Source organism: Stenotrophomonas sp. 10N36, assembly GCF_056395005.1.
In genome coordinates, this window is sequence record NZ_JBFTIS010000016.1 from 32,830 (window position 1) to 57,587 (window position 24,758).

At 67.5% G+C, this 24,758-nt stretch carries 20 protein-coding genes; 12 read left to right on the forward strand and 8 right to left on the reverse strand.

Annotated elements, in window-relative coordinates; all coding sequences use genetic code 11:
- Positions 1 to 618: a translesion DNA synthesis-associated protein ImuA gene (gene imuA, locus AC1DCJ_RS15475; protein ID WP_137189681.1), complete on the reverse strand. Its 618-nt coding sequence runs from the start codon at positions 616 to 618 to the stop codon at positions 1 to 3.
- 335 nt (positions 619 to 953) lie between these two features.
- Here imuA and AC1DCJ_RS15480 point away from each other — a divergent pair, with 335 nt between their 5' ends.
- The gene (locus AC1DCJ_RS15480; RefSeq protein WP_313245531.1) at positions 954 to 1,844 is read left to right on the forward strand and encodes a sterol desaturase family protein; all 891 of its coding nucleotides are present in this window, start codon (positions 954 to 956) and stop codon (positions 1,842 to 1,844) included.
- Here AC1DCJ_RS15480 and AC1DCJ_RS15485 read toward each other — a convergent pair.
- Entirely contained in the window at positions 1,829 to 2,527 is a 699-nt protein-coding gene (locus AC1DCJ_RS15485; protein ID WP_478071341.1) for a helix-turn-helix transcriptional regulator, read from the reverse strand. The two genes, AC1DCJ_RS15480 and AC1DCJ_RS15485, sit on opposite strands and share 16 nt — an antisense overlap.
- A 17-nt stretch (positions 2,528 to 2,544) precedes the next feature.
- Positions 2,545 to 3,732: an MFS transporter gene (locus tag AC1DCJ_RS15490; protein ID WP_478071342.1), complete on the reverse strand. Its 1,188-nt coding sequence runs from the start codon at positions 3,730 to 3,732 to the stop codon at positions 2,545 to 2,547.
- 75 nt (positions 3,733 to 3,807) lie between these two features.
- Here AC1DCJ_RS15490 and AC1DCJ_RS15495 point away from each other — a divergent pair, with 75 nt between their 5' ends.
- Both AC1DCJ_RS15495 and AC1DCJ_RS15500 read left to right on the forward strand, forming a co-directional pair.
- Positions 3,808 to 4,248, forward strand: coding sequence for a winged helix-turn-helix transcriptional regulator (locus AC1DCJ_RS15495; protein ID WP_313245535.1), 441 nt, complete (start codon positions 3,808 to 3,810; stop codon positions 4,246 to 4,248).
- Between the two features lie 269 nt (positions 4,249 to 4,517).
- The gene (locus tag AC1DCJ_RS15500) at positions 4,518 to 7,337 is read left to right on the forward strand and encodes a beta-glucosidase (protein ID WP_478071343.1); all 2,820 of its coding nucleotides are present in this window, start codon (positions 4,518 to 4,520) and stop codon (positions 7,335 to 7,337) included.
- A gap of 191 nt (positions 7,338 to 7,528) precedes the next feature.
- On the opposite strand, the gene AC1DCJ_RS15505 is transcribed toward AC1DCJ_RS15500, so the two are convergent.
- Complete coding sequence (locus AC1DCJ_RS15505) at positions 7,529 to 8,425, reverse strand: LysR family transcriptional regulator (RefSeq protein ID WP_478071344.1); 897 nt, start codon at positions 8,423 to 8,425, stop codon at positions 7,529 to 7,531.
- Between the two features lie 107 nt (positions 8,426 to 8,532).
- On the opposite strand from AC1DCJ_RS15505, the gene AC1DCJ_RS15510 reads away from it, so the two are divergent.
- Positions 8,533 to 9,888 (forward strand): MFS transporter, encoded by a 1,356-nt coding sequence (locus tag AC1DCJ_RS15510; RefSeq protein WP_478071345.1) that lies wholly within the window; start codon positions 8,533 to 8,535, stop codon positions 9,886 to 9,888.
- Positions 9,885 to 10,274 carry a DUF4440 domain-containing protein gene (locus AC1DCJ_RS15515; RefSeq protein ID WP_478071346.1) on the forward strand — a complete coding sequence of 130 codons (390 nt, stop codon included), beginning with the start codon at positions 9,885 to 9,887 and terminating at the stop codon, positions 10,272 to 10,274. The genes AC1DCJ_RS15510 and AC1DCJ_RS15515 overlap by 4 nt, the downstream gene beginning before the upstream one ends.
- A gap of 1 nt (position 10,275) precedes the next feature.
- Here the strand turns inward: AC1DCJ_RS15515 and AC1DCJ_RS15520 are convergent, their stop codons facing one another.
- Positions 10,276 to 10,659 carry a hypothetical protein gene (locus tag AC1DCJ_RS15520; protein WP_314402159.1) on the reverse strand — a complete coding sequence of 128 codons (384 nt, stop codon included), beginning with the start codon at positions 10,657 to 10,659 and terminating at the stop codon, positions 10,276 to 10,278.
- Positions 10,660 to 10,857: 198 nt separating this feature from the next.
- Here AC1DCJ_RS15520 and AC1DCJ_RS15525 point away from each other — a divergent pair, with 198 nt between their 5' ends.
- Both AC1DCJ_RS15525 and AC1DCJ_RS15530 read left to right on the forward strand, forming a co-directional pair.
- Positions 10,858 to 12,753: a CocE/NonD family hydrolase gene (locus AC1DCJ_RS15525; protein WP_478071347.1), complete on the forward strand. Its 1,896-nt coding sequence runs from the start codon at positions 10,858 to 10,860 to the stop codon at positions 12,751 to 12,753.
- 206 nt (positions 12,754 to 12,959) lie between these two features.
- Positions 12,960 to 14,834, forward strand: coding sequence for a hypothetical protein (locus tag AC1DCJ_RS15530; RefSeq protein ID WP_478071348.1), 1,875 nt, complete (start codon positions 12,960 to 12,962; stop codon positions 14,832 to 14,834).
- A 115-nt stretch (positions 14,835 to 14,949) separates the two neighbouring features.
- Here AC1DCJ_RS15530 and AC1DCJ_RS15535 read toward each other — a convergent pair whose 3' ends face one another.
- Positions 14,950 to 16,047 (reverse strand): alkene reductase, encoded by a 1,098-nt coding sequence (locus AC1DCJ_RS15535; protein ID WP_478071349.1) that lies wholly within the window; start codon positions 16,045 to 16,047, stop codon positions 14,950 to 14,952.
- A 209-nt stretch (positions 16,048 to 16,256) separates the two neighbouring features.
- Here AC1DCJ_RS15535 and AC1DCJ_RS15540 point away from each other — a divergent pair, with 209 nt between their 5' ends.
- Together AC1DCJ_RS15540 and AC1DCJ_RS15545 are read left to right on the forward strand one after the other, a co-directional pair.
- Positions 16,257 to 17,015, forward strand: coding sequence for an SDR family NAD(P)-dependent oxidoreductase (locus tag AC1DCJ_RS15540; protein ID WP_137189669.1), 759 nt, complete (start codon positions 16,257 to 16,259; stop codon positions 17,013 to 17,015).
- Positions 17,016 to 17,140: 125 nt separating this feature from the next.
- The gene (locus AC1DCJ_RS15545) at positions 17,141 to 17,602 is read left to right on the forward strand and encodes an MgtC/SapB family protein (RefSeq protein ID WP_137189668.1); all 462 of its coding nucleotides are present in this window, start codon (positions 17,141 to 17,143) and stop codon (positions 17,600 to 17,602) included.
- Between the two features lie 86 nt (positions 17,603 to 17,688).
- Here AC1DCJ_RS15545 and AC1DCJ_RS15550 read toward each other — a convergent pair whose 3' ends face one another.
- Complete coding sequence (locus AC1DCJ_RS15550; RefSeq protein ID WP_314402149.1) at positions 17,689 to 20,487, reverse strand: TonB-dependent receptor plug domain-containing protein; 2,799 nt, start codon at positions 20,485 to 20,487, stop codon at positions 17,689 to 17,691.
- Positions 20,488 to 20,550: 63 nt separating this feature from the next.
- Positions 20,551 to 21,441 carry a helix-turn-helix domain-containing protein gene (locus AC1DCJ_RS15555; protein ID WP_478071360.1) on the reverse strand — a complete coding sequence of 297 codons (891 nt, stop codon included), beginning with the start codon at positions 21,439 to 21,441 and terminating at the stop codon, positions 20,551 to 20,553.
- Positions 21,442 to 21,678: 237 nt separating this feature from the next.
- On the opposite strand from AC1DCJ_RS15555, the gene AC1DCJ_RS15560 reads away from it, so the two are divergent.
- The 3 genes from AC1DCJ_RS15560 to lldR all read left to right on the forward strand — a co-directional run bounded on the left by AC1DCJ_RS15560 (position 21,679) and on the right by lldR (position 24,755).
- Positions 21,679 to 22,107 carry a VOC family protein gene (locus tag AC1DCJ_RS15560; protein ID WP_137189666.1) on the forward strand — a complete coding sequence of 143 codons (429 nt, stop codon included), beginning with the start codon at positions 21,679 to 21,681 and terminating at the stop codon, positions 22,105 to 22,107.
- Positions 22,108 to 22,292: 185 nt separating this feature from the next.
- Positions 22,293 to 23,951: an L-lactate permease gene (lldP, locus tag AC1DCJ_RS15565; RefSeq protein ID WP_478071350.1), complete on the forward strand. Its 1,659-nt coding sequence runs from the start codon at positions 22,293 to 22,295 to the stop codon at positions 23,949 to 23,951.
- Positions 23,952 to 23,990: 39 nt separating this feature from the next.
- Positions 23,991 to 24,755, forward strand: coding sequence for a transcriptional regulator LldR (gene lldR / locus AC1DCJ_RS15570; protein ID WP_128097422.1), 765 nt, complete (start codon positions 23,991 to 23,993; stop codon positions 24,753 to 24,755).
- Positions 24,756 to 24,758 lie beyond the last annotated feature (3 nt).

Here is a 24,758-nt window from a genome sequence, read left to right on the forward strand (position 1 = left end):
TCAATGCGCCAGGGCCAGCGGCAACGGCTGCGCCGGGGCCATGCCGCCGCGGCACTTGAGTACACGCACCTGGCCGTGCTCAAGCTGCAACCGCAGCGGTGCCGGCGAGGCGTTGCGCGCCTGGCGCAGGTCGCGGAAGGCAAACCCCAGGCACTGGCCGGTTTCGGCGGCCACCTGCAGCCGGCGCAGGGCCCGGTCGTCGGCCTGCTGCGGCCAGCACAGCACGGCGGCGCAGGCCGCAGAGCGCAGGCACTGTTCGGCGGCCCACAGGGCATCGCGCGGGGCTGCCCGCACCACCTGCACCTGGTTCAAGGCCAGCCCGGCACCGGCCCAGCCGGGCGCATGCGGCAGGTAGGGCGGGGCTATCAGCACGATGGTCTGCTGTTGCTGGCTCAGCCGCGCCAGGGTGGGCCAGACCAGCGCCAGCTCGCCGTGCCCCGGCGCGGCCAGCAGCACCTCCGACAATGCCGCCGGCGGCCAGCCGCCGCCGGGCAGGCGGGCGTCCAGCGCCGGGTGGCCGGTAGGGTGCGGGGCCGTGGCCGGCGGCGTGGCCTGCGGCCTGCCGCGCCAGACCTGCCGGCTTTCCAGCAACTGGTCCAGGGCCAGAACCGCGCCCATCAGCGCACCTCCCGAAGGGGCTGGCGCAGGCAGGCAGGGGCGGCAAGGCGGGGCATGGCGGGCAGTATCGGCAGGTGCGGTGTCAGGGGCTGAGACCGACAATCCTACCGGCAATTAGTAAAAATGCTAACGGTTCGCGCACCGGCAGTTTGAACGCAGCCGGGGTGATGAATGCTTCAGCCAGTTGCCTGCCGCCGCTGCAGCGGCCGTGGGGGTGGGGTCGATGTGGATGGCGTTGAAAGCCGCACCGGCGGTCGCGGCGGGATGCGCGGTTTGTTCAAGCCCGCCAGCGCGGTTGTCGCGAGCATGGCCGCTCCTTTGTATGGAGCAGGTCGATGAAGCGATGGTGGTTGGCGTTGTATGCGCCGGGAATGCTGCTTGGATGCGTGGGGATGGCCACGTGGTGGGTGGGGTATGCAGCGGGGTCGCCCCTGTGGCTGCTGCCGGGGTTGGTGCTGGCCATCGCCGTGTCGTGGCTGGCCGAGCGCTGCTGGCCGTATGACCCGGCCTTCAACGCACGCCAGGGCGATGCGGGCCGCGATGCCGTCCACGCGCTGGTGAATGAAGGATTGAACCTGCTGGCGATCGGTGCGATTCCGCTGGTGGCCGCGTGGGTGCCGTGGCAGCTGTGGCCGACGCACTGGAGTGTGGTGGCGCAGGTGGTGCTGGCGATCGTCGCCGCGGACCTGGGCATCACCCTGGTGCATTACGCGAGCCATCGCTGGGCCTGGCTGTGGCGGTTGCATGCCGTCCACCACAGCGTGACCCGCATGTATGGGTTCAACGGATTGATGAAGCACCCGCTGCACCAGACGGCCGAAGCCTTGGGCGGGGTGTTGCCGCTGCTGTTGCTGGGCATGCCATACCCGGTGGCGGCGGTGCTGGCCTTTGCCATTGCCATCCAGCTGCTGCTGCAGCACTCCAACGTGGACATGCGACCGGGCTGGCTGGGCAAGGTGATGGCATGGGCCCCGCTGCATCGGTTCCACCACATGCGTTATGGCAAGGCCGGCGACGTCAACTTCGGGTTGTTCCTGACCGTCTGGGACCATCTGCTGGGGACGGCCTTCGATGCCGACTACCGGATGCGCGTGGACGACCTGGGGATTGGCAGCCAGCCGGCCTATCCACGGGACTACCTGGGGCAACTGCTGGCGCCGTTCCGCGCACTGCCGCACGTGCCGGAACCGCCGCCGCCCCCGGGGCTGGATCAGTCGCCGCGATAATGCTGCAGGTGCAGGCCGGCCAGGTGCCCGGCCTGCACGCCGAACATGCGCCGCAGGCTGCGCGAGAAGTGCGCCAGGTCGGCGAAGCCGGCGGCATGTGCGCTGGTGGTCAGGCTGTGTCCCTCGATCACCTGGACCAGTGCCTGGCGCAACCGGCGCCACAGCACCAGGCCACGCAGTGACACGGCCAGGTCCTGCTGGAAGCGGCGGTGCAGCTGGCTTTCGGACAGGTGCGCGGCCGCTGCGATGGCCGGGGCCGCAATGCGCTCGGGCAACCGCGCGTCCAGTGCGGACAGTGCGGCCTGCAGCCGGCGGTCCAGCGGCGCCCGCGCGACCAGGGCCGACAGGCAGGGCAGCACCGCCTGCGGATCGCACGGAAGCAAGGGCAGCTGTGCCTGCAGCGTCTGCAGGTCGACATGGCTGGGTTCAATCCATACCGTGCAGCCGCGCAGCGGCACGCCGCGCACCGCATGCGACTGGAACGAGGGGAGCAACAGGCGCGTGCCGCACTGCAGCCCGTCGTCGTTCTGCACGGTCCAGTGGCCGGCATCGGCCAGCAGCACCTGGTGGGCGTAGTGGGCATGCGCACCGGTGGCACCGGCATGGCCCTGCAGCACGGCGAAATGCGGGCCCAGCAGCAGTGCGCCAGACCACTGCCCGTTCACTGCCGTGGACGCATTCATCGCACGCTCCGCATCGTTCACCCCTTGCACCTGCTGCGCAGGGTAGCGGAAACCGTCCACCACGCGCCCAGCGCAAGCAATGAAACCAGGGCGCCGGCACTGCAGACGCCGTTCCAGCCATACGCGGCATACAGGCTGCTGCCCAGCAGCGCGCCGATCCCGCTGCCGGCCGCATAGAACAGCATGTAAGCGGCGATCACCTGCGCCTGCGCGTTGGGCGCGGCGGCCAGGATCAGGCTCTGGTTGGTCACGTGCAGTGCCTGTACCGCCAGATCCAGCAACAGCACGCCCAGTACCAGCCAGCCCATGTGCAGCGGCAGCGCAGCCAGCGGGGCCCAGCTCAACAGCAACAGCAGCAGCGCAGCAAAGGAAACACGGTCGGCATGGCCGCGATCGCTCCAGTGCCCGCTGCGCGCGGCGGCCAACGCGCCGAGCAGGCCGACCAGTGCGAACGCACCGATGGCGGTATGGCTGAGCGCATGCGGCGGCGCGCTCAAGGGCAGCGCCATGCTGCTCCAGAACAGCCCGAACGCGGTGAACAGCAGCAGTCCGAGCACGCCGCGTTGGCGCAGCACAGGTTGCTGACGCAGCAGAGTGATCAACCCGATCCGGGGCGCGGTATCGGCCACCGGCAGCCGTGGCAGGCGCAGCCACAGCACCGCGCCGCTGACCACCATCAGCACCGCCGACAGCACATACACCGCACGCCAGCCCCCCAGGTCGGCCACGCCACCGGCCACCACCCGGGCCAGCAGCAGGCCGATCACCACGCCGGCCTGCGCGGCACCGACCACGCGGCCACGCTCATGCGGGCCCGCCGCAGCGGCGGCATAGGCAATCAGCCCCTGGGTCATCGCGGTGCCGAGCAGGCCCACCGCCAGCATGCCCAGCAGCAGCGCGGTGGCGTTGCCGGCCAGGGCAACGCCCAACAGGGCCACGACCAGCGCCACGCTCTGCGCCGCCATCAGGCGCCTGCGTTCCAACCGGTCGCCCAGCGGCACCAGCCACAGCAGCGCGATCACCGAGCCCAGCTGAGTAGCGGCAATGACCGCGCCGATCCGGGCGGTGCCGATGTGCAGGTCGGCGGCCAGCGCATCCAGCAGCGGTTGGGCGTAGTAGACGTTGGCCACGCTGAGCCCGGCGGCGCAGGCGAACAACAACAGCAGGGGCGTGGCGGTACGGGGCAGCGGTGCGGCGATGGACATCTGATGGTCTCAAAATAGAACCAGTTGATTCTGGATGATCTGGTTCTAAAATAAAACCACCTATGGAGGTGCCCCATGCACGACGATCCCAACGCCACCTGTCCGGTAGCCCGTGCGCTGGACCTGATCGGCGACCGCTGGTCGTTGCTGATCGTGCGCGACGCCTTCGATGGGGTACATCGGTTCAGTGATTTCCAACGCAGCCTGGGCATGTCGCGCAGCATGCTCAGCCAGCGCCTGCAGGCATTGCAGGCCTCCGGGGTGCTGGTGCAGCAGCCGGCGGCCGATGGCGGCCGTTACCAGGACTACGTGCTGACCGCCCAGGGCCAGGCCCTGTTTCCGCTGGTGGTGGCGCTGCGCCAATGGGGCGAGGCGTTCCTGTTCGCCGAAGATGAACCCCGTTCGCAGCTGGTGGCCCTGGCCGATGGACAGCCGCTGGCGCCGCTGCTGCCGCGCAACCGGGACGGGCAGGTGCTGGACGCTGCGGCGACCTGCGTGGTCAAGCCCACGGCGTGATCGGCGTGACTGGCCCGCGCCGCTGAATCTGAACACGCTGTTGACAGAGGTGAACGGGGTGAACGACTCTTCACCGGATGGGTGCCGCCTGCGGCGCCCACCGGGCAGGGCGGCTGTATCGACGGGCGGAGGGGCCTGGTCGTAGCTGCATTGCCTGCTAGTACCCGATACCGGCCTGCAAGGTGCCGGTATCCGCCATCTTGGCGCTGCACCCTTCTGCGGCACGACTCCCTGGATTTTTTGCGCAAGCAAAGGTGTTTCGCCCGCTTATGAAAACGATTACAAAGCCACTGGCCCTGACGGCCGCCATCACGCTTTCGCTGGCCGCCTCGGCCTGGGCAGCGCCCACTGCCGCTACCGGCGGTACCGACGCCTTCACCGTGCTCAGCCTGGAACAGGCGCCGAACTGGCTCAATGCACAGGACGTTGCCGCCCAGCTGCAGGCCATGAACGTGGACGCGCTGACCATCGGCAACGTGCACCGTGAAGCAGACACCAGCGGCACCAGCCACGTGCCGGACCCGCTGGAAGCGCTGGCCGACCAGCTGGGTTACACCTACCGCTTTGTCAGTGCCGACCCGGCCTCGGCCGAGCGCCGTGGCAGCATCGTGATCTCGCGCCTGCCGGTGGAAGCCGAGTCGGGCATTGAAGCGCCGGGCATGAACTACCTGCGTTTGAATGACGGCCGCCACGTGGTGGCGCTGTACACGCAGACCGCCGCGGCCGATGGCGCGCGCTTCAAGCAGCTCATCGAGGCCTCGCGCGTGGGCGCGCCGGCCGTGCTGCTGGGTGCGAACGATGCGGCCGTGGCCGGTTTCGACGCGCAGGGTGACGTGGCCCGTTCCAACGGGTTCCAGTCGGCCACCAGCACCCCGGTCAAACTGCGCATCGATGCCGACAGCCCGGCCATCGCCGGCAAGCTGCTGACCCTGGGCTACGCCGCGCCGGTCGGCGGCGACACGCCGTGGATGGACACCTCGCTCAACGCCGATGCACGCGCCCGGCTGATCGTGGCGAAGATGACCGACGACGAGAAGTTCCAGATGCTGCACAGCTACTTCGGGCTGGGCAAGGATGGCGGCCCGCTGCCGGAAGGCGCGGTCGGTTCGGCCGGTTTCGTGCCGGGCGTGGCGCGGCTGGGCATTCCGTCGCAGCAGTCGGCCGATGCCGGCGTGGGCGTGACCAACCCGGGCGGCATCCGCAAGGGCGACCATGCCACGGCGATGCCGTCCGGTCCGTCCACCGCGTCCAGCTGGAACCCGGAAGTCGCCTTCGCCGGTGGCGCCACCATGGGCCGCGAGGCCTGGCAGCAGCGCTTCAACATCCTGCTGGCCGGCAGCGTCAACCTGCAGCGCGATCCGCGCAACGGCCGCAACTTCGAGTACGCCGGTGAAGACCCGTTGCTGGCCGGTCGCCTGGTTGGCGAGTCGATCCGCGGCGTGCAGAGCCAGCACGTGGTGTCGACGATGAAGCACTTCGCGCTCAACGACATGGAAACCTCGCGCAATTTCCACAGCGCCGAGATTGGCGAGCAGGCCATGCGCGAGTCGGACCTGCTGGCGTTCGAAATCGCCCTGGATATCGGCAAGCCCGGTTCGGTGATGTGCTCCTACAACCGCATCAACGGCATCTACGGCTGCGAGCACGATTACCTGATGAACCAGGTGCTCAAGCAGGAATGGAAGTTCCCCGGTTTCGTGATGTCCGACTGGGGCGGCGTGCACAGCGGCTCCAAGGCGGCGCTGGCCGGTCTGGACCAGCAGTCGGCCGGTGAAGTGTTCGACAAGGCCGTGTACTTCGACGCACCGCTGCGTCTGGCCGTCAATGGCGGCGTGGTGCCGCGTGCGCGCCTGGACGACATGGTGTCGCGGATCCTGCGCGCGATGTTCGCCAACGGCAATTTCGACCTGCCGCCGCAGCACCAGCCGATCGATGACGCCGCCGGTTTCGCTGCCGCGCAGCGCACCGTGGAAGAAGGCAGTGTGCTGCTGCGCAATGCCAACAACGTGTTGCCGCTGGGCCCGGAGGTCAAGCGCATCGTGATCATCGGTGGCCACGCCGACAAGGGCGTGATCGGTGGCGGTGGTTCGTCGATGGTCGGCTGGACCGCCAAGGGCACCAACGCGGTACCGGGCGTGCTGCCGACCACTTGGCCGGGTCCGGTGATCTTCCATCCGTCCTCGCCGCTGGAGGCCCTGCGCGCCGAGCGTCCGGACGCCACCATCGAGTACGTGGATGGCCGCAACGTGGCCGCCGCCGCGCGCGCTGCCGCCGCGGCCGACGTGGCGATCGTGTTTGCCACGCAGTGGTCGGCCGAATCGGTCGACCTGCCGCACATGAAGCTGCCCGACAACCAGGACGCGCTGATCGCCGGGGTGGCCAAGGCCAACCCGAAGACCGTGGTGGTGCTGGAAACCAACGGCCCGGTCGAGCTGCCGTGGCTGCAGCAGGTGCCGGCGGTGCTGCAGGCGTGGTACCCGGGCATCCGTGGCGGCGAAGGCATTGCCGCGCTGCTGACCGGCAAGGTCAATCCGTCCGGCCGCCTGCCGGTGACCTGGCCGGTGGATGCCAGCCAGCTGCCGCGCCCGGAAGTGAACGGGCTGGGCTTCAATCCGAAGCACAAGCCGGATGACACCATCGATTACGACATCGAAGGCGCCAACGTCGGCTACAAGTGGTTCGCCGCCAAGGGCCTGACCCCGCAGTTCGCGTTCGGCCATGGCCTGTCCTACACCAGCTTCACCTATGAAAACCTGAGCGCCACCGCGATGGGCCAGCGTCTGGTGGCCACCGTGGACATCCGCAACACCGGCAAGGTGGCCGGCGCGGACGTGGCCCAGCTGTACCTGAAGATGCCCGAAGGCAGCGCCACCCCGATCCGCCTGATCGGCTTCCAGAAGGTCACGCTGCAGCCGGGCGAATCGCGCCGGATCCGCATCGAGGCCGAACCGAAGACGCTGGCCAGCTTCGACACCGCCGACAAGCAGTGGAAGATCGCCGAGGGCCGCTACGAACTGCAGCTGTCGCGCTCGGCCAACGAGCCGGTGGAAACCATCGCGTTCGTGCTCGGTGATGAAGTAGTGCGTTAAGCGACGGCGGGTACCGACCAACGGTCGGTACCTACCCGCAGGGGGGTGCCACCATCACGGCCAACCCCCGTACGGACAGGGATTGGCCACCATGACGGCCAAACCCGGCACGGACAGGGATTGGCCATCATGATGGCCACCCCCCGCACGCAACCCGGTAGGGCACGACCGTTGGTCGTGCCTGCCGCAGCTCAACCGGGCAGATGCTGGCGCAGGTGCGCCAGCAGCAGCTGCACCCGACGCGAAGGATGTGCGGTGTTGGGAAACACCGCATACACCCCCTGGCGCGGAAAGCGGTGCCCGCGCAGGATCGGCAGCAGCCGACCTGCCGCCAGGTCCTCGGCAATCAGCCACTGTGGCAGCACCGTGGCGCCGGCCCCGGCCAGCGCGAAGGCGCGCAACGTGGACGCGTTGTCCACCGTGACCACCGCATCGGCGGGGTTGCTGGCAAACATCTGGTCGCTGCCATCGGGGGCGATCAACGGCAGGTCCGCCAGACGCGGATAGCCCAGCCGTGGCAGCGTACGCACCCAGTCCGGGTCGTCACGCGCGGCATCATCGGGCAAGCCCGACACCACCGACGGCGCGGCCACCGCGCACAACGCGTGCTCATCGAGCAGGGTGGCGCGCAGCTCGGAATCGGCCATGCGCCCCAACCGGATGGCCAGGTCGAACCGCTCGGGAATCAGGTCGGCATGCGCCGGCGTTGTCGACAGGTGCAGCCGCAGCTGCGGGTGCAGGGCACGGAACCCTTCCAGCAGCGGCACTACCTTGGCGGCCGCATATTCGGGCGTGGTGGTCAGGCGCAGCGTGCCACGCAGCTGCAGCTGCTCGCTGCGGGCCTCTTCGATGGCCCGTTCGGCGGTGGCCAGCATTGCCACGCAGTGCTGGTGGAAGCGCTCGCCGGCCTCGGTCAGCGCCAAGCTGCGGGTATTGCGCACCAGCAGGGTCACGCCCAGTTCCTGCTCCAGCCGCTTCAGATTGAAGCTCACCACCGCCTTGCTCTGGCCCAGGCGCTGCGCGGCTGCGGTGAGGCTGCCGGCATCGACCACGGCCTTGAAGGTCTCGAAGCGGTCCAGGCTGACCATCGCGCACGCCTCTTCTGTCAAAAATGAGTTGACAGTCTTGCATTGGATGTTCGGTTTATCCAGCGTCGCCCAGCGCGCATGCTGCCGCCTCGCAACTGGAGTGCCGCATGACCTATCGCGCCAAAGTGGAGCTGCTGTACCTGCTCGGGTTCTCGCTGGACCTGGTCAACATGTTCATCGGCACGGTGGCCTATCCGGCCGTGGCGGCCGACCTGCACGCCTCGGTGCCGCAGCTGGCGTGGATCGGCAATGCCTACATGCTGGGCCTGACCCTGGTGATCCCGCTGGGCAGCTGGCTGGCCGCGCGGCTGGGCGAGCGCCGGCTGCTGTGCCTGTCGCTGGCGGTGTTCGCGCTGGGCGCGATCCTGGCCGGCACGGCGCCCAGCATTGAAGCGCTGATCGGCTGGCGGCTGCTGCAGGGACTGGGCGGCGGATTGCTGATTCCGGTCGGGCAGGCGATGGCCTACCGGCATTGCCCGCCGGCCGAGCGTGCCCGCCTCACCGCGCGCATCATGGCCGTGGCCCTGCTGGTGCCGGCACTGTCGCCGACCCTGGGCGGCTGGCTGGTCGGGCTGGGGTCATGGCGCTGGGTGTTGCTGGCCAGCGTGCCATTGGCCGCGCTCACGCTGCTGCTGGCTGCCGCGTGGATCCGCACCGAGGCGCCGCTGCCGCTGCCGCGCCTGGACCGGCGCGGCCTGGTGCTGGGCTCGCTGGGCCTGAGCCTGCTGCTGGTGGCCCTGAGCCAGATCGCCGAGGCGCACCAGCGCACGCTGGGGATCGCGCTGCTGGTGGTCGCCGCCGGTGTGCTGGTGGTCTATGCGCGCACCGCTGCACGCACCGCGCAGCCGGTACTGCACTGGGCGTTACTGCGACACCCGGCACTGCGCCTGGCCATGGTGGTGTATCTGCTGGTGCCGGGCACCTTCATCGGCACCCAGCTGGTGGCGACGCTGCTGCTGCATCGGCAGGGCTACACCGCAGCCGCCATCGGCGGCTTCATGCTGCCTTGGGCGATGGCCTCGGCCTGCGCGATCGCCACTACGCGGCACTGGCTGCCGCGCATCGGTGCGCGGCCGCTGTTGAGCGCGGGCATGCTGTGTCAGGCCGTGGGCATCGTGCTGTTGATCGGCATCCAGCCTGGCCAGCCGGGGATGCCAGTGCTGGCATTCGCGCTGATGGGGCTTGGCGGAAGCCTGTGCAGCAGCAGCGCGCAGACGCTCGCGTTCCAGGGCATGCAGGACCAGGACATGCTGCCGGCCAGCGCGCTCTGGAATCTCAACCGCCAACTCAGTTTCTGCCTGGCCGCCGCGCTGCTGGCCTGCGTGCTGGCGGTGCTGTCGTCGCGGATGCCCGACCGCGCTTTCGCGCTCACCCTGCTGCTGGCGGCCGGCATGAGCCTGCTGCCGCTGCTTCTGCTCTGGCGCCTGCCGGCGTCCACCCTGACCTTGAGGACCTCCGCATGACTGACACCTCCGCCCTGCATGAAATTCACGCGCTGCATGTGCTGATCGAAGACTGGTTCAATGCACGTATCCCGGTATCCGCGCTGGACACGCTGATGGCGCGTTTCACCGATGACTTCAGCATGGTCGGGGTAGCCGGCCAACGCCTGGATCGGGACGCCGTGCAGGCGTTGTTTGCCGGCAGCCACGGCGCGCGCCCCGGGCTGGTGATCGCCATCGAGTCGGTGCAGGCCACGACCCTGCCGTCGCCGCTGGCCATGCTGCGCTATCGCGAAGGCCAGGGCGTGGAGGAGGGCGCGATGCGCTGGCGGGAATCGCTGGCCGTGCTTTGCCAGGACCACGGGCAATGGCGCTGGCTGGCGCTGCATGAAACAGCCAGCGCCTGAATCAGCGCACGCGGTAAACGCCGAGCTGGTCCTCGTCGACCAACACCACGCGGTCGGGTCGCGCGCTGAAGCAGGGCGCGATGAGCAGCGGTCGCACATCGCCGGCCTGCATTGCGCCACGCAGGAAGGCGACCACATCGGCCGCCGTGGCCCGGAAGGTGCGCCCGCCGAACACGGCGGTGCGCCCCTTCCAGGTCACCACGTTGTGTGCCACGTAGCAGTTGTCGTCCTGCAGGACGCCCGCCATCGCCTCCATGTCGGCGATGGGCTGGAATGGCGCGCCCGCGGCAACGGCATCGCGCATCTGGAAATAGATGCGCTGTTCTTCCTCGCGTGACGCCAGCTCGGCGCGCACCAGTGCCTGCAGTGTGTAGTGGTTCTTCATCATCGGCTGTCTGGTCCGGTGGCGAGTGCCGCCGTGGATCCCGGGGCCCATTCTGCGGTGGCGCGCGTGGCTTTGCACGATACGGTGGTTGATGGCTGAATGCGGGCGAGGGCGGTCCGTCGGGACCATCGGCATCTACCGGCGCGGCGCGGGCGGCGCTAGGCTGCGGTGATTGCCACCCCTGCCGGGAGAGAGCCCATGCGTGTCCGTGTCGTGCCTGTCGTGCTGTTGAGCCTCATGGTTGCCGCCAGTGTGTCGGCGCAGACCTCGCCGATGACCCCGGATATTCCGGCCAAGGGGTTCGTCACGCCCACGGCCAGCAATGACTACGACAAGCGCGTGGTGATGGTGCCGATGCGCGACGGCACAAAGCTCTACACGGTGATCGTGGTGCCCAAGGGCGCGAAGCACGCCCCGATCCTGCTGACCCGCACGCCGTATGACGCGGCCAACCGCGCCAAGCGCATCGACTCGCCGCACATGCGCGACATCCTGCCCCAGGGCGACGAGGTGTTCGTCGACGGTGGCTACATCCGGGTGTTCCAGGACATTCGCGGCAAGTACGGTTCCGAAGGCGATTACGTGATGACCCGGCCGCTGCGCGGGCCGCTCAACAGCACCAAGGTGGACCATGCCACCGACGCCTGGGACACCATCGACTGGCTGGTCAAGCACGTGCCCGAAAGCAACGGCAAGGTCGGCATGCTGGGCTCTTCGTATGAAGGCTTCACCGTGGTGATGGCGCTGACCAACCCGCACCCGGCGCTGAAGGTGGCCGCACCGCAGAGTCCGATGATCGACGGCTGGATGGGCGATGACTGGCTGAACTACGGCGCCTTCCGCCAGGTCAACTTCGGCTACTTCACCGGCCAGCTGGCCAAGCGCGGCAAGGGGCCGTCGATTCCCAGCGTCGGCTACGACGACTACACCACCTTCCTGCGTGCCGGCTCGGCGGGCGACTACGCACGCGCCAACGGGCTGGACCAGCTGCCGTGGTGGCACAAGCTGATCGAGCATCCGGCCTACGACGCTTTCTGGCAGGAGCAGGCGCTGGACGCGCAGATGGCCAAGACCCCGCTGAAGGTGCCCACCATGTGGCTGCAGGGACTGTGGGACCAAGAGGACATGTGGGGCGCGGTGCACAGCTATGCGGCGATGGAGCCGCGTGACAGCAGCAACACGCTCAACTACCTGGTGATGGGCCCGTGGCGGCACAGCCAGGTGAACTACGACGGCAGCAATCTGGGCGCGCTGAAGTTCGACGGCGATACCGCACTGCAGTTCCGCCGCGACGTGCTCAAGCCGTTCTTCGACCAGTACCTGGTGGACGACGCGGCCAAGGCCGATACGCCGCCGGTGCTGATCTACAACACCGGCGAGAACCACTGGGACAAGCTGCAGCAGTGGCCGCGGACGGTGGCACAGAGCAAGCCGCTGTATCTGCGTGCGGGCGGCAAGCTGTCGTTCGAGGCGCCGCAGCCGGGCGAAGCCACCTACGAGGCCTACGTGGCGGACCCGGCCAAGCCGGTGCCGTTCGTGCCGCGCCCGGTGCGCTTCGCCGACCGCGACATGTGGACCAGCTGGTTGGTGAAGGACCAGCGTTTCGTGGACGGGCGGCCCGACGTGCTGACCTTCGTCAGCGAACCGCTGACCGAACCGCTGCGCATCGGCGGCGCGCCGCAGGTGAACCTTGCCGCGGCCACCACCGGCAGCGATGCCGACTGGGTGGTGAAGCTGATCGACGTGTACCCCGACCAGACCCCGTCCACGCCGGAGATGGGCGGCTATGAGCTGGCGGTGTCGATGGCGATCTTCCGCGGGCGCTACCGCGAGAGTTTCAGTGCGCCCAAGGCGATCGCGGCCAACCAGGTGCTCGATTACACATTCGGCCTGCCCACGGCCAACCACGTGTTCCAGCCGGGCCACCGGGTGATGGTGCAGGTGCAGTCCAGCCTGTTCCCGCTGTACGACCGCAACCCGCAGACCTTCGTGCCGAACATCTATCTGGCCAAGCCGGGCGATTACCAGAAGGCGACGCAGCAGGTGTGGCACGCACCGCAACAGGCGAGCTTTATCTCGCTGCCGGTGTATTGACCAAGAACGCACGGATAACCTTAACGCCCGGGTAGAGCCGACCGTTGGTCGGCTACACCCAGATCGTCCACACACCGGTAGAGCCGACCGTTGGTCGGCTGCCTTCGCGCGGATCCGGGTGCAGCCGACCAACGGTCGGCTCTACCCGCATTGCGTCGCCCGTGCACAGGCGCTAGCGTGCAACTCCGTTTTTCCTGATGTGACCGATGAAAAGGATGTTCGTGCTGACGGCGCTGGCCGCGCTTGCCACGCCGGTGCAGGCGCAGTCGTTCACCGTGCTGGGCCACCGTTTCGGCGCCGATGCGCTGGTAGCCGCCGATGGCCGCCTGCTGGTGGCACCCAACGGCGAGCGCATTGTTCGGCTGGCTGCCGATCGCTGGATGCGCGCACAGGGCGACGCCACGCCCCAGCAGTGGTACGACGATGCAGGACGACTGCTGCGCGAAGACCACGGTTACACCGAGTACCACACGCCCTTCGTGCTGCCGCAGGCCGCACCCGGCGACCCCTTATGGAAGGCGTTCATCCGCGCAGACGGCGAGCCGACGGGCGGTTGGGGCGTGGTGGATGCACTGGGGCAGGTGCGCCTGCCGGCGTTGAACGATGGCGAGTGGCTGCCCTTGGCGGTGCCCGATCGCGTGCTGTGGCATGCCAACAGTGGTGCGCTGCGTTTCCACGACCTGCATGGGCAACCGGTGATGGAACTGGACGAACGCAAGGCGCAGTGGGTGGCCGGGCCCTTCGTCGGCCGTCACGTGTATGTGTCATGTAGTGTCGAGTTGCCCGCGCAGTGCAGCGTGCAGAACGAAGCCGGCAAGACGCTGTTCGCCGACGACATTGACGCACTGCTGCCGGTCAGCGGCGGCGGCTGGTGGTTGCGCCAGGGCGAGCTGTGGCGGCGGGTGGATGCGCAGGGCAGGGCGACAGATGCGGCGCGCTACCGCCAACAAGGCCTGTACCCACGCTATCGCCAGTACGGCGGCAGCGCAGGCCGGCGCGACTGGCCCGAGCAGGTCAGCCGCCATGCCACCGGCCGCGAGAAAGACACCCCCGAGCCCGGCTGGCTGATGGCCGACGGACGCTTTGCCGCGCAGCCCACTACGCGCGACCGGGTTCGGATGGACTACTGCGATGGTCGTTGGCAGGTGGTGCATGACGACGATGCTTCGCCACCCACCGAGGTGCCGGCCGCACTGGCTGCCGTGCTGGGCGAGCCCGATGCCGAGCAGCGGCAGGCACCCCCGTGGCGCGTTCACCCTGCCACCGACGACCACCCCGCCGCGGTACGCGACTGCAACGGCCAGCTGATGTTCGCCCCGCCCAACGTCGACCAGCTGGACGCGGTGGGCGCGGGCCTGCTGGGCACGTTTGTGGGCGAGTCCTCGCCCCGGTTGTGGTGGGAGGGCGCCACCGCACACACGGTGCCCGAAGGCCTGGCGATCGACGACGATCATGTGGTGCCACCGCTGCTGTTGCTGTGGAACCAGGCCACGGGCCAGAACCAGCTGTACAACATCGCACTGGGCAAGGTGATCGGGCGCAGCGTCGATGGGGTTGAGCACATGGACGCACGGCGCGTGGTGTTCCGCCGCGAGGGGCGGCAGGGCCTGATGCTGGCCGATGGCAGCGAGCCGCTGCCGCCCCGGTACCTGGAGATCCTGCCGTGGGGCGAAGACCGCACGTTGGCGCGGCGTTACCTGGAGGACGGCGATGAGGAGCTGACCCTGCTGGATGCCGATTACACGGTATTGATGCGGCGACGCTTGGCCTTCACCGGCGTGGCGCTGGAAACGACCTGGGAAGGAGACGTGCAGGGTCACGCGGTGGCCCGGCTCAACCTGGGCACGATGCAGCTGCCCGATGGCCCGTACTTCGTCCAGCAGTGGCTGGATCGCAACGGGCAGGTGCTGGTCAGTGACGTCAGCTGCCCGGCACCCGGCGATGATGTGCTCGCACGGGGAGCAGGCGTGATGCTGGGCATGGGATGGCGGCAGGACAGCGCGCCGCAGCAGCCCTGTCGGTTGCCGGATGCGTTGATGCCGGTGTTGCAGGGCGGCGACGTAGCGCCCGCGATGCGGTAATGCCGGCCAGTGGCCGGCATTACCAACGACAGCCGACCAATGGACGGCATTGCAAAGGCAGCCGACCAACCATCGGCATTGCCAAGGCAGCCGACCAACGGTCGGCTCTACCGGGTCATGCGCCGGAGACGCTCGGGTAATCGGTGTAACCGCGCGAGCCGCCGCCGTACAGCGTGTCCGGGTCCAGGTCGGACAGCGCAACGCCCAGGCGCAGGCGTTCAACCAGGTCGGGGTTGGCGATGAACGGACGGCCGAAGGCGATCACGTCGGCGTAGCCGGACGCGATGGCGGCCTCGGCGGTGTCCTTGGTGTAGCCGTTGTTGGCGATCCACGCGCCCTTGAACTTCGCCCGCAGTGCCTGGTAGTCGAACGCGATATTGTCGCGCGGGCCGCCGGTGGCGCCTTCGATGACGTGGATGAAGGCCAGCGGGCCAATCGCATCCAGGCGCTCCACGGCGCGTTCGAACAACGGCTGCGGCTGCGAATCGTGGGCGTCGTTGGCCGGGGTCACCGGGGACAGGCGCACGCCGGTGCGCTCGGGACCGATCTCCGAGGCGATCGCACGGACCACCTCGTCGAGCAGACGGGTGCGGTTCTCGATGCTGCCACCATATTCGTCGGTGCGCTGGTTGCTGCCGTCGCGCAGGAACTGGTCGATCAGGTAGCCGTTGGCGGCGTGCACTTCGACGCCGTCGAAGCCGGCGGTGATCGCGTTGCGGGCGGCCTGGCGGTAGTCCTGGATCAACGCGGGGATTTCGGACAGCTCCAGTGCGCGCGGCGCCGAGACATCCTCGAAGCCCTTGCTGGTGAAGGTCTTGGCCTTGGCCGGCAACGCACTCGGGGCTACCGGGACCTCGCCGTCGGGCAGCAGGCTGGTGTGCGAGATGCGGCCCACGTGCCACAACTGCAGCACGATCTTGCCGCCGCGTGCATGCACGGCGTCGGTGACCTTCTTCCAGGCGTCGATCTGGCCCTGGCTGTAGATGCCGGGCGTGTCCAGATAGCCCTGGCCCAGCGGGCTGATCTGGGTGGCCTCGGCAATGATCAGGCCCGCGCTGGCGCGCTGTTCGTAGTACTGGATCGCCAGGGGATTGGGCACGCGCCCTTCGATGGCACGGTTGCGGGTAAGCGGGGCCATCGCGATGCGGTTGGCGACCGCGATCGCACCGAACCGGGTGGGGGTGAACAGGGGGCCGTCACTGGAAGAAGTCATGTGCATACCTAGGAAGGAGGGGGCCGCATCACGCAGCGCGTAATGACCAGATGTGGACGTACGACCGCCAGCATAGGGGGGCGTGCGTTGCACCGATGGGAAGCATTGTTGCGGTCGCCCATGTGCACGTTCTGTAACGCGTTGCAGGCGTACCGTGAGGGCAGATGCAGGCGCTGTCTGCGATACATTCCAAGCAGAGGTACAACGCGATGATTGATTATCAGCTCAAGGGCAAGGTGGCGATCGTGACCGGTGGCGTGTCCGGCATCGGCCTGGCCGCCGCCGAACTGCTCGCCGCATCCGGTGCGGCGGTGGCAGTGTGGGACCTGAAGGAAGAAGCGGTGCAGAAGACGGCCGAGGCGCTGCGCGGCAAAGGTGTGAAGGCGATCGGCATCGCGCTGGACGTCACCGACGAGGCCGCGGTGGAAGCGGCCGTGCAGCGCACCGTGCAGGAACTGGGCGGGCTGGACATTGCGGTCAACAACGCCGGTATCGGCGGGCCGTCGGCCGCCAGTGGCGACTATCCGGTGGACGGTTGGAAGCGGGTGATCGATATCAACCTGACCAGCGTTTTCCTCTGCCAACGCGCGCAGATCCAGGCGATGCGCAGCAGCGGCAAGGGGGGCAGCATCATCAACATGGCCTCCATCCTTGGTCAGGTCGGTTTCGACAACTCGGCTGCTTACGTGGCGGCCAAGCATGGTGTGGTTGGACTCACCCAGACGGCGGCATGGGAACATGCAGGCGACAGGATCCGGGTCAATGCGGTCGGCCCCGGCTTCATCGCCACCCCACTGCTGCAGAAGATGGACCCGACGGTCAAGAAAGCGCTGGAAAGCAAGCACGCACTGGGCCGCCTGGGTCAGCCGGACGAAGTTGCCGCACTGGTGGCGTGGCTGGCCAGCGACGATGCCTCGTTCGCAACCGGCACCTACTACGCCATTGATGGCGGCTACCTCGCACACTGACCGAGGCGCAGCGCGGTCATGCGAGTGTCGCTGCCGCATGACCGTGCACGTGGGCCTCACGCACCTCTTCACGGCGTTCCCACGTCCGCCACGCAAGGCTGTGGCGAACAGGTGAGGACATGCGGATGGGACTGGAACAAGATCTGTCAATTCTGCTGCGGATCGCCGCGGCGATGGTGTTTGGCGGGCTGATCGGCATCGAACGCGAGATGGGCAAGCATGCCGCCGGGCTGCGCACGCACATGCTCATTGCCGGCGCGGCCGCCTTGATCGTGGGCCTGGGCGACAGCATCGCCGAGCACTTCCAGCAGGAGCGCTATCGCGACCTGCTGCAGGTCGATCCGGTGCGTCTGATTGAAGCGGTGGTGGCCTGCGTTGGCTTTGTTGCCGCTGGCACCATCCTGCGCGGGTCGCGCGATGACCAGGTCAGCGGCCTGACCACGGCCAGCTCACTGATCATGTCGGCATCGATCGGCATCGCGGTGGGCATCGGCGAGTACGTCATCGCCATCGGGGTCAGCATTCTGTGTCTGATCGTGCTGGCGGTGTTCAGCCGGATCGCCAAGAAGATCGAACCGCACGACTGATGCAGGTCGATGACGCGTCCTGGGCGCAGGCAGGACGACGCGTGGCAGGCAGGTGCCGGCCACGCGCGTTTCCCGTTTCGGGGCGATCAGAATCGTTGCTGGTACTTCATGTACACCGTACGGCCGAAGTCGAAGCCGGCGTAGTAGGGGAAGGCGCCACCCGGTGAGGTGAACATGATCGGACCCTGGTGATTGAACACATTGTTGGCGCCCACCGACACGGTGGCATCCCACGGTGCCTGCCAACGGACCTGCACGTCGTGGAAGGTATTGCTGCCTACCCGGCGGATGGCATCGGGCTCACCGTTGGCGAAACGGTCGGGGTGCGTGCAGGGGCGGTTGGGCACGCAGGACTCCTTCATTGCGGAGTAGTAGCGCAGCCCATAGCGGACGCCCCAGTCGCCCTTCTCCCAATCCGCACCGAGGGTGGAGCGCACACGGAACACGCTGGAGTCGCCGACCTGGCCGACGCGGCCAATCATGATCTTGTCGCCCTTGGCGTTGTTGCCTTCCTCGTCGTACTGACTGACATAGCTGGTCTGCCAATCCAGCTTGATCTGGCCGATGGCCAGTTCCGGCAAACGGTAGCGGATGCCCAGGTCGTAGCCCTGGGTTTCCATCCTGCCGAGGTTGGCCACGCCGTAGGTCAGGCCGCTGATATGACCGTCGGGTGCACGCACGATGCCCCCGCATCGAGCTGCATCGCCCAGTACATAACAGTCGCGCAGGATGCGGCCGACGCTGTCGGCGATGATCATGTCCTTGACCGAGTATTGGTACCAGTCGAGCGAAATGTCCAGCCCGTCCACCCATCTCGGGCTCCACACGGCCCCAACGGTGCGACTGGTGGACGTCTCCGGCTTGAGGCCCAGGTTGGACTGGTTGATGAACTCGTCCGGTGTCTGGCACGGGTAGCCGGTGCAGGGCACGCCGTTCTGACCCAGCTGTACGTAACCCAGCGGCACGCCTGCGGCGTTGCAGGCCGCGTTGCCGTTGACGCTGTTGGTCGCGCCGACACCACACGGGTCGGTGTAGCGCTCGAAGCTTGAACCGGCGCCACCGTACAGGTTGGAAATGGTCGGTGCGCGGAAGCCGGTAGCCACCGTGCCCCGCACCAGCAGCTCATCCAGCGGGCGCCAGGTCAGGCCGAACTTGCTGTTGAGGGTGTTGCCGAAGTTGCTGTACCTGGAATGGCGACCGGCCGTGCTGAGGGTGAGCTCGCGCGCAAACGGCAGGTCGCGCAGGATGGGCACGCTCAGTTCGGCATAGAACTCATCCAGTGCATAGCCGCCCTCGGTGGTGGTGGCCGCCAGGCCGGTGCTTTCGTTGGACTGCTTGAAGGCGTCGGGGACGAAACGACCCTCTTCCCGACGGTGCTCATAGCCCACCGCGATACCCACTTCGCCGGCCGGGACATCGAACAGCGCACCGGCCAGGTTGGCGCTGTAGACCGTGGTGCTGGTGGTGCCGGTGTCGGTGAAGTAGGGGAACAGGAACGTCTGCAGATCCGGGTCGGACAACGCTCCCGGGCCGCCCACGCCATTGGGCAGGAACGGGTTCCACGGCCTGCAGTTGGCGTCCTTGGCGGTGCCGCAGTCCGGGCTCAGTGCACGGTTCAGGGCCAGCTTGCTTGCATCGCCATGGCCGGTCTTGCTCAGATTGTTGCGGTTGTACAGGCCGCCGATGTCCCAATCGAAGTCGCGCCCGCCGAACTGGAACGCCCCCTTCAGCGCACCGCTGACACGGAAAGTCTGCAGGTCGCTGCGGGTAGTGCGGGGCACTTCCCACAGGCGGCGGACGATCTCGGTGTCCACCCCATGCGGATTGAAGGGGCTGTTGGCCGGCACGTCATAGGACAGCGGATAGCCGGCCACCTGCTGGTCGGTGATGCGCTGGTTGTACAGCGCTTCACCCTCCAGGCGCACGTTGTCGGTGAGGTCGTACCAGGCGGTGGCAAACAGCGAGCGGCGCTCGATACCGGTCTGCAGCATCATCTGCTCGTTGGCATTGACCCTGTCGCGTGCATCGGTGGGGCGGTAGTCAGTGGGGTTGGCGGGATCGCCGCCGTCTTTCAATGTCCACCAGCGCGCATCGGCCGCCTTGATGTCTTCGCCGTTGGCGCAGGGATTGCAATGCGAACCGTTCCGGCCCACGCCACTCCAGCCCGAGCCCGGGTAGTCCGGGCCGGCATCGCCATGCCGGCTGAACCAACGGTCCTTGGCCCAGACCGGGTCTTCCTTGCTGTAGTCCAGTGCGGCGGTCATGCCGCCCCGATCGCCCTGCGTGCCGACCCGCAGCGACAGCTGCTGGTTGCGGCCATCTCCCTGGCTGAACTGGCCCAGCGAGGCATTCAGCTCGGCACCGTCGAAGGTGTTGTCGGTGATGATGTTGACCACCGCGGCAATGGCATCGGAGCCATAGATGGCCGATGCACCATCCTTCAACACTTCAATGCGCTGGACCGCGCTCATCGGCACTTGCCCCAGGTCCTGCCGGCCGCTGGTGGTGGCACCCAGGCGCCGACCATTGAGCAGCACCAGGGTGCGTGAGGCCCCGAGGTTGCGGATGTCGACGTAATAGCCACCCACGCTTTCGCCGGAAGCCAGCGCATCGGACCGTGCGGCCGGCGGTGACCCTGCCGAACTCAGGTTCTGCAGGATGTCGGCGATGCTGGTGAAGCCCTGGCGGGTGATGTCGGCGCGGGTAACCACCAGCACGGGTTGACGGGTTTCGGCGTCGGCGGCGCGGATGCGTGACCCGGTAACTTCGATCTTGTCCAGGGTGGTAGGCGTGTCGGCGAAGGCGGCAACAGGTGCCAGGGCCAGGCCGATGGCGACGGACAACATCTTCACCGGCAATCGGCCCGGCAACGTCTGGTTCTGCATCAATCTCTCCAATTGATTGGTTGTGCGAAGTACGCGACGCAAACGTTACTGTTTCGTTGTCACTCAGCCTGTACGCGATACGCGTTGGGCATGTGCCGAATTAGCTTTAGTGCGCAGTGCATGCGCGCGGTAGACCGACGCGCTCACGCCGAAATGCGCACGGAAGGCGCGCGCGAAGCTGCACCCGCTTTCGAAACCACATGCCGCACCGACTTCGCCGATGATCAGGTCACTGTTGGCCAGCAGTTCGCCCGCATGCTGCAGGCGCAGGCGCGCGCCGGTGGCTTGGGGGTTCTCACCGAACAGGCCGAGGAATGCCTTGGAGAAATACCAGTAAGACAGATTGGACAGCTCGGCCAGCTCGGACACCCGGACCACGCGGTCGACGTTGCCTTGCAACAGCAGATGGGCCCGACACAGACGGCCGAGCACATGGCGTTTGCGATGCAGTGACCGTCCCGGGCAGCGCGCTTCCTGCACACCGAGCGCCTGTTGCAGGTGCGCGATGTGGCGCAGCAGTGGCTGTAGCGCCGCAGGGCGCGCGGTGGCGGGGTTCTGCAGGTTCATGCCCAGTTGCCGCCACAGGCGCAGCGCGATCTGTAGATCACAACGCCGCATCCGGCCCAGGCCGGGATAGAGCCGGCAGGCGTCTTCCTTGAGGACGTCCAGGTCCGCTCCACACAGGGCCACGCCGATGCAGACCCCATGACGGTCGGCCTGCAGGCTCGGCCGCGAGTCACGGTCAAGCACGATCCAGTTACCCCGGTGAAGGCGGAAGCGCCCTTCGCGTGCGTGCAGCCAGGCGCTACCCCGCAGCTGTATCCAGAGCGTAAACGCGCCGCCGGTGAGCTGCACCGACGACATTCGCGACACCCCGATACAGCTGCCAGCATGCTGTTCGTTCGGCTCGATATTCAACTTCTGACCGCGATCCACCCAATTCATTGCTTGCACATCATCCACACCGACCATCCAGGCGACGCACCATGGGCAGGCCCGACGCGTCGTTCAAACAACTGCGTCAATGTTTTGTGTACGCGGATCATTCGCGTCAGTGCGTGGCGCGATGCAAGCGCTGCTCGATACCGGTGTGCTATCGCGCCGGCCGGCATACGACGTCGCCGATAATCAGATGGCCCTCACAGGGCACGCGGCATGCTTCCCGCTGCCATCCGACCGAGGAGTGACGGCATGCGACCCTTCGAGATCCAGCACATCGACCATGTCGTCCTGCGCGTGCAGGACCTGCCGCGCGCCGTGGCGTTTTATCGTGATGTGCTCGGCTGCACGGTGGCCCGCGAAAGGCCGTCGCTGGGCATGGTGCACCTGCACGCCGGGACCTCGATGATCGACCTGGTCGCCGTGGACGGAAAGCTGGGCACGCCCGGCGGCCCGGCGGCGGGCGCGCAGGGGCGAAACCTGGAGCACCTGTGCCTGCGGGTGGAGCCGTTCGATGTTGAACAGCTGCGGGCGCACCTGCAGATGCACGCGGTGGAACTGCGCGGCAAACCGGAGAACAACTTCGGCGCCGAGGGCGATGGCTTGTCGGTGTACCTGTACGACCCGGACGGCAACGGGGTGGAGCTGAAGGGGCCGGCCAGCGACTGCGGCTGCAGCTAATGGTCATACCAAAATACGGGGCATAGACCTATGGTCTAATAGGCCCGTCGCGCAATTGGCGTTTCAATGCGGACACTTCCTGACCCTCTGTCGGCTATTGGTCACACCAATAACGACGCGGTGGGAATGCAGCCGGCCCGCGCCTCCCGTGCGCGGCCTTCCGTCCGTCCCGTTGAGATCCGCCGATGCAGCCTTGGCAACAACTGTATGACCCCGCTGGCAACCTGTGGCTGTCCAGCCTGATCGCGCTGTTGCCGATCGCCTTCTTCTTCGTCGCCCTGGCCGTGCTGCGCATGAAGGGCTGGCTGGCCGGAACGCTCACCGTGGCCATCGCCCTGGCGGTGGCGCTGCTGTTCTACCGCATGCCGGTGCAGCAGGCGTTCGCGGCCGGCGCGTACGGCTTCATCTACGGGCTGTGGCCGATCGCCTGGATCATCCTGGGCGCGGTGTTCCTGTACAAGGTTTCGGTCAAGACCGGGCAGTTCGACATCATCCGGGCCTCGATCCTGTCGGTCACCGAAGACCAGCGCCTGCAGATGCTGATGGTCGGCTTCGCCTTCGGCGCGTTCCTGGAAGGGGCGGCCGGTTTCGGTGCGCCGGTGGCGATCACCGCCGCGCTGCTGGTGGGGCTGGGCTTCAAGCCGCTGTATGCGGCCGGGCTGTGCCTGATCGTCAACACCGCACCGGTGGCCTTTGGCGCGATGGGCATTCCGATCATCGTGGCGGGGCAGGTCACCGGCCTGGATCCGTTCGAGATCGGGCAGATGGCCGGCCGCCAGCTGCCGTTCCTGACCATCATCGTGCTGTTCTGGATCATGGCAATCATGGACGGCTGGCGCGGCGTCAAGGAAACCTGGCCGGCGGTGCTGGTGGCCGGCGGCTCGTTCGCCATCGCGCAGTACCTGACCTCCAACTTCATCGGCCCGGAACTGCCCGACATCACCGCCTCGCTGGCCTCGCTGGTGTGCCTGACCCTGTTCCTGCGCCGCTGGAAGCCGGCGCGGATCTTCCGCTTCGATACCGAAACCAGTGCCGAGGCCGCCGCGCAGGCGCTGGAGGCCCCGCGTTACCGCACCGGACAGATCATCAAGGCGTGGTCGCCGTTCCTGATCCTGACCGCGATGGTCACGGTATGGAGCATCAAGCCGTTCAAGGCGTTGTTCGCCACAGGTGGGCCGCTGCAACACTGGGTGCTCAAGCTGCCGGTGCCGGCGCTGGACCAGCTGGTGCACAAGATGCCGCCCATCGTGCCATCGCCCAGCGCCTACGAGGCGGTGTACAAGTTCGATGCCGTCTCGGCCACCGGCACCGCCATCATGCTCGGCGCAGTCCTGGCCATCGTGCTGCTGAAGATGCGCCCGGCCGCGGCGTTGCGCACGTTCGGTGAGACCGCCAACGAGCTGAAGGTGCCCATCTACTCGATCGGCATGGTGCTGGCGTTTGCCTTCATCGCCAACTACTCGGGGCTGTCGGCCACACTGGCGCTGGCCCTGGCGCACACCGGCAAGGCGTTCACCTTCTTCTCGCCGTTCCTGGGCTGGCTGGGCGTGTTCCTGACCGGCTCGGACACCTCCTCCAACGCGCTGTTCTCGGCGCTGCAGGCCACCACCGCCCAGCAGATCGGCGTGTCCGAGGTGCTACTGGTGGCGGCCAATACCACCGGTGGGGTGACCGGCAAGATGATTTCCCCGCAGTCCATCGCCATCGCCTGCGCGGCGGTGGGGCTGGCCGGCAAGGAATCCGACCTGTTCCGCTTCACGGTCAAGCACAGCCTGATCTTCACCGTGATGGTGGGCATCATCACCACGCTGCAGGCCTACTGGCTGACCTGGATGATTCCCTGAGCCATGCGCGGATCCGGCCATGCGGGCGACAATGACGGCATGAAGAACGAACGCCTGTCCGACAAGGTGGCCGCGCAGTTGCGTGGCCTGGTGAGCACGCAGAACCTGCAGCCGGGGGATCGGCTGCCGGCCGAGCGGGCGCTGGCCGTGCAGCTGGGGGTGTCACGCACCGCCCTGCGCGAGGCGATCGCGCAGCTGGCCAGCCAAGGCCTGCTGACCGCGCGGGTCGGCGGTGGCACCTACGTGGCCGAACCCGCTGCGCGTGCCCGGCAGGCGATTGACGAACCGCTGATGCCGTACCTGCCGCTGTTCCAGGGCGACCCGGAGTACCGCTTCGACGTGCTGGAAATCCGTCACGCGCTGGAAGGCGCCACCGCCTGGCACGCCGCGTTGCGCGCCACCGATGCGGACCGGGCGAAGATCCGCGACGCCTTCGACACCATGATGGCCGCACACGGCAAGGACGATCCGGCCGGTGAGGCGCGCGCCGATGCGGCCTTCCACCTGGCCATCGCCGAGGCTTCGCACAACCTGGTGCTGCTGCAGGTGATGCGCGGCCTGTTCGAGCTGCTGCAGACCAATATCTCGCAGAGCCGGGAAAAGCTGTACACCTCGCCGCGCACCTTTGAACCGTTGTCGGTGCAGCACCGGGAAATGATGGACGGGGTGTTGTCCGGCGATCCCGAACGCGCGCGTGCCGCCGCACACGCCCACCTGGAATTCGTGCACACCTCGCTGCGCACGCTTGACGACAACGAGGCCCGGCGCACGCGCGCCTCGCGGCTTCCTTCTGCCCACGGTTGATTC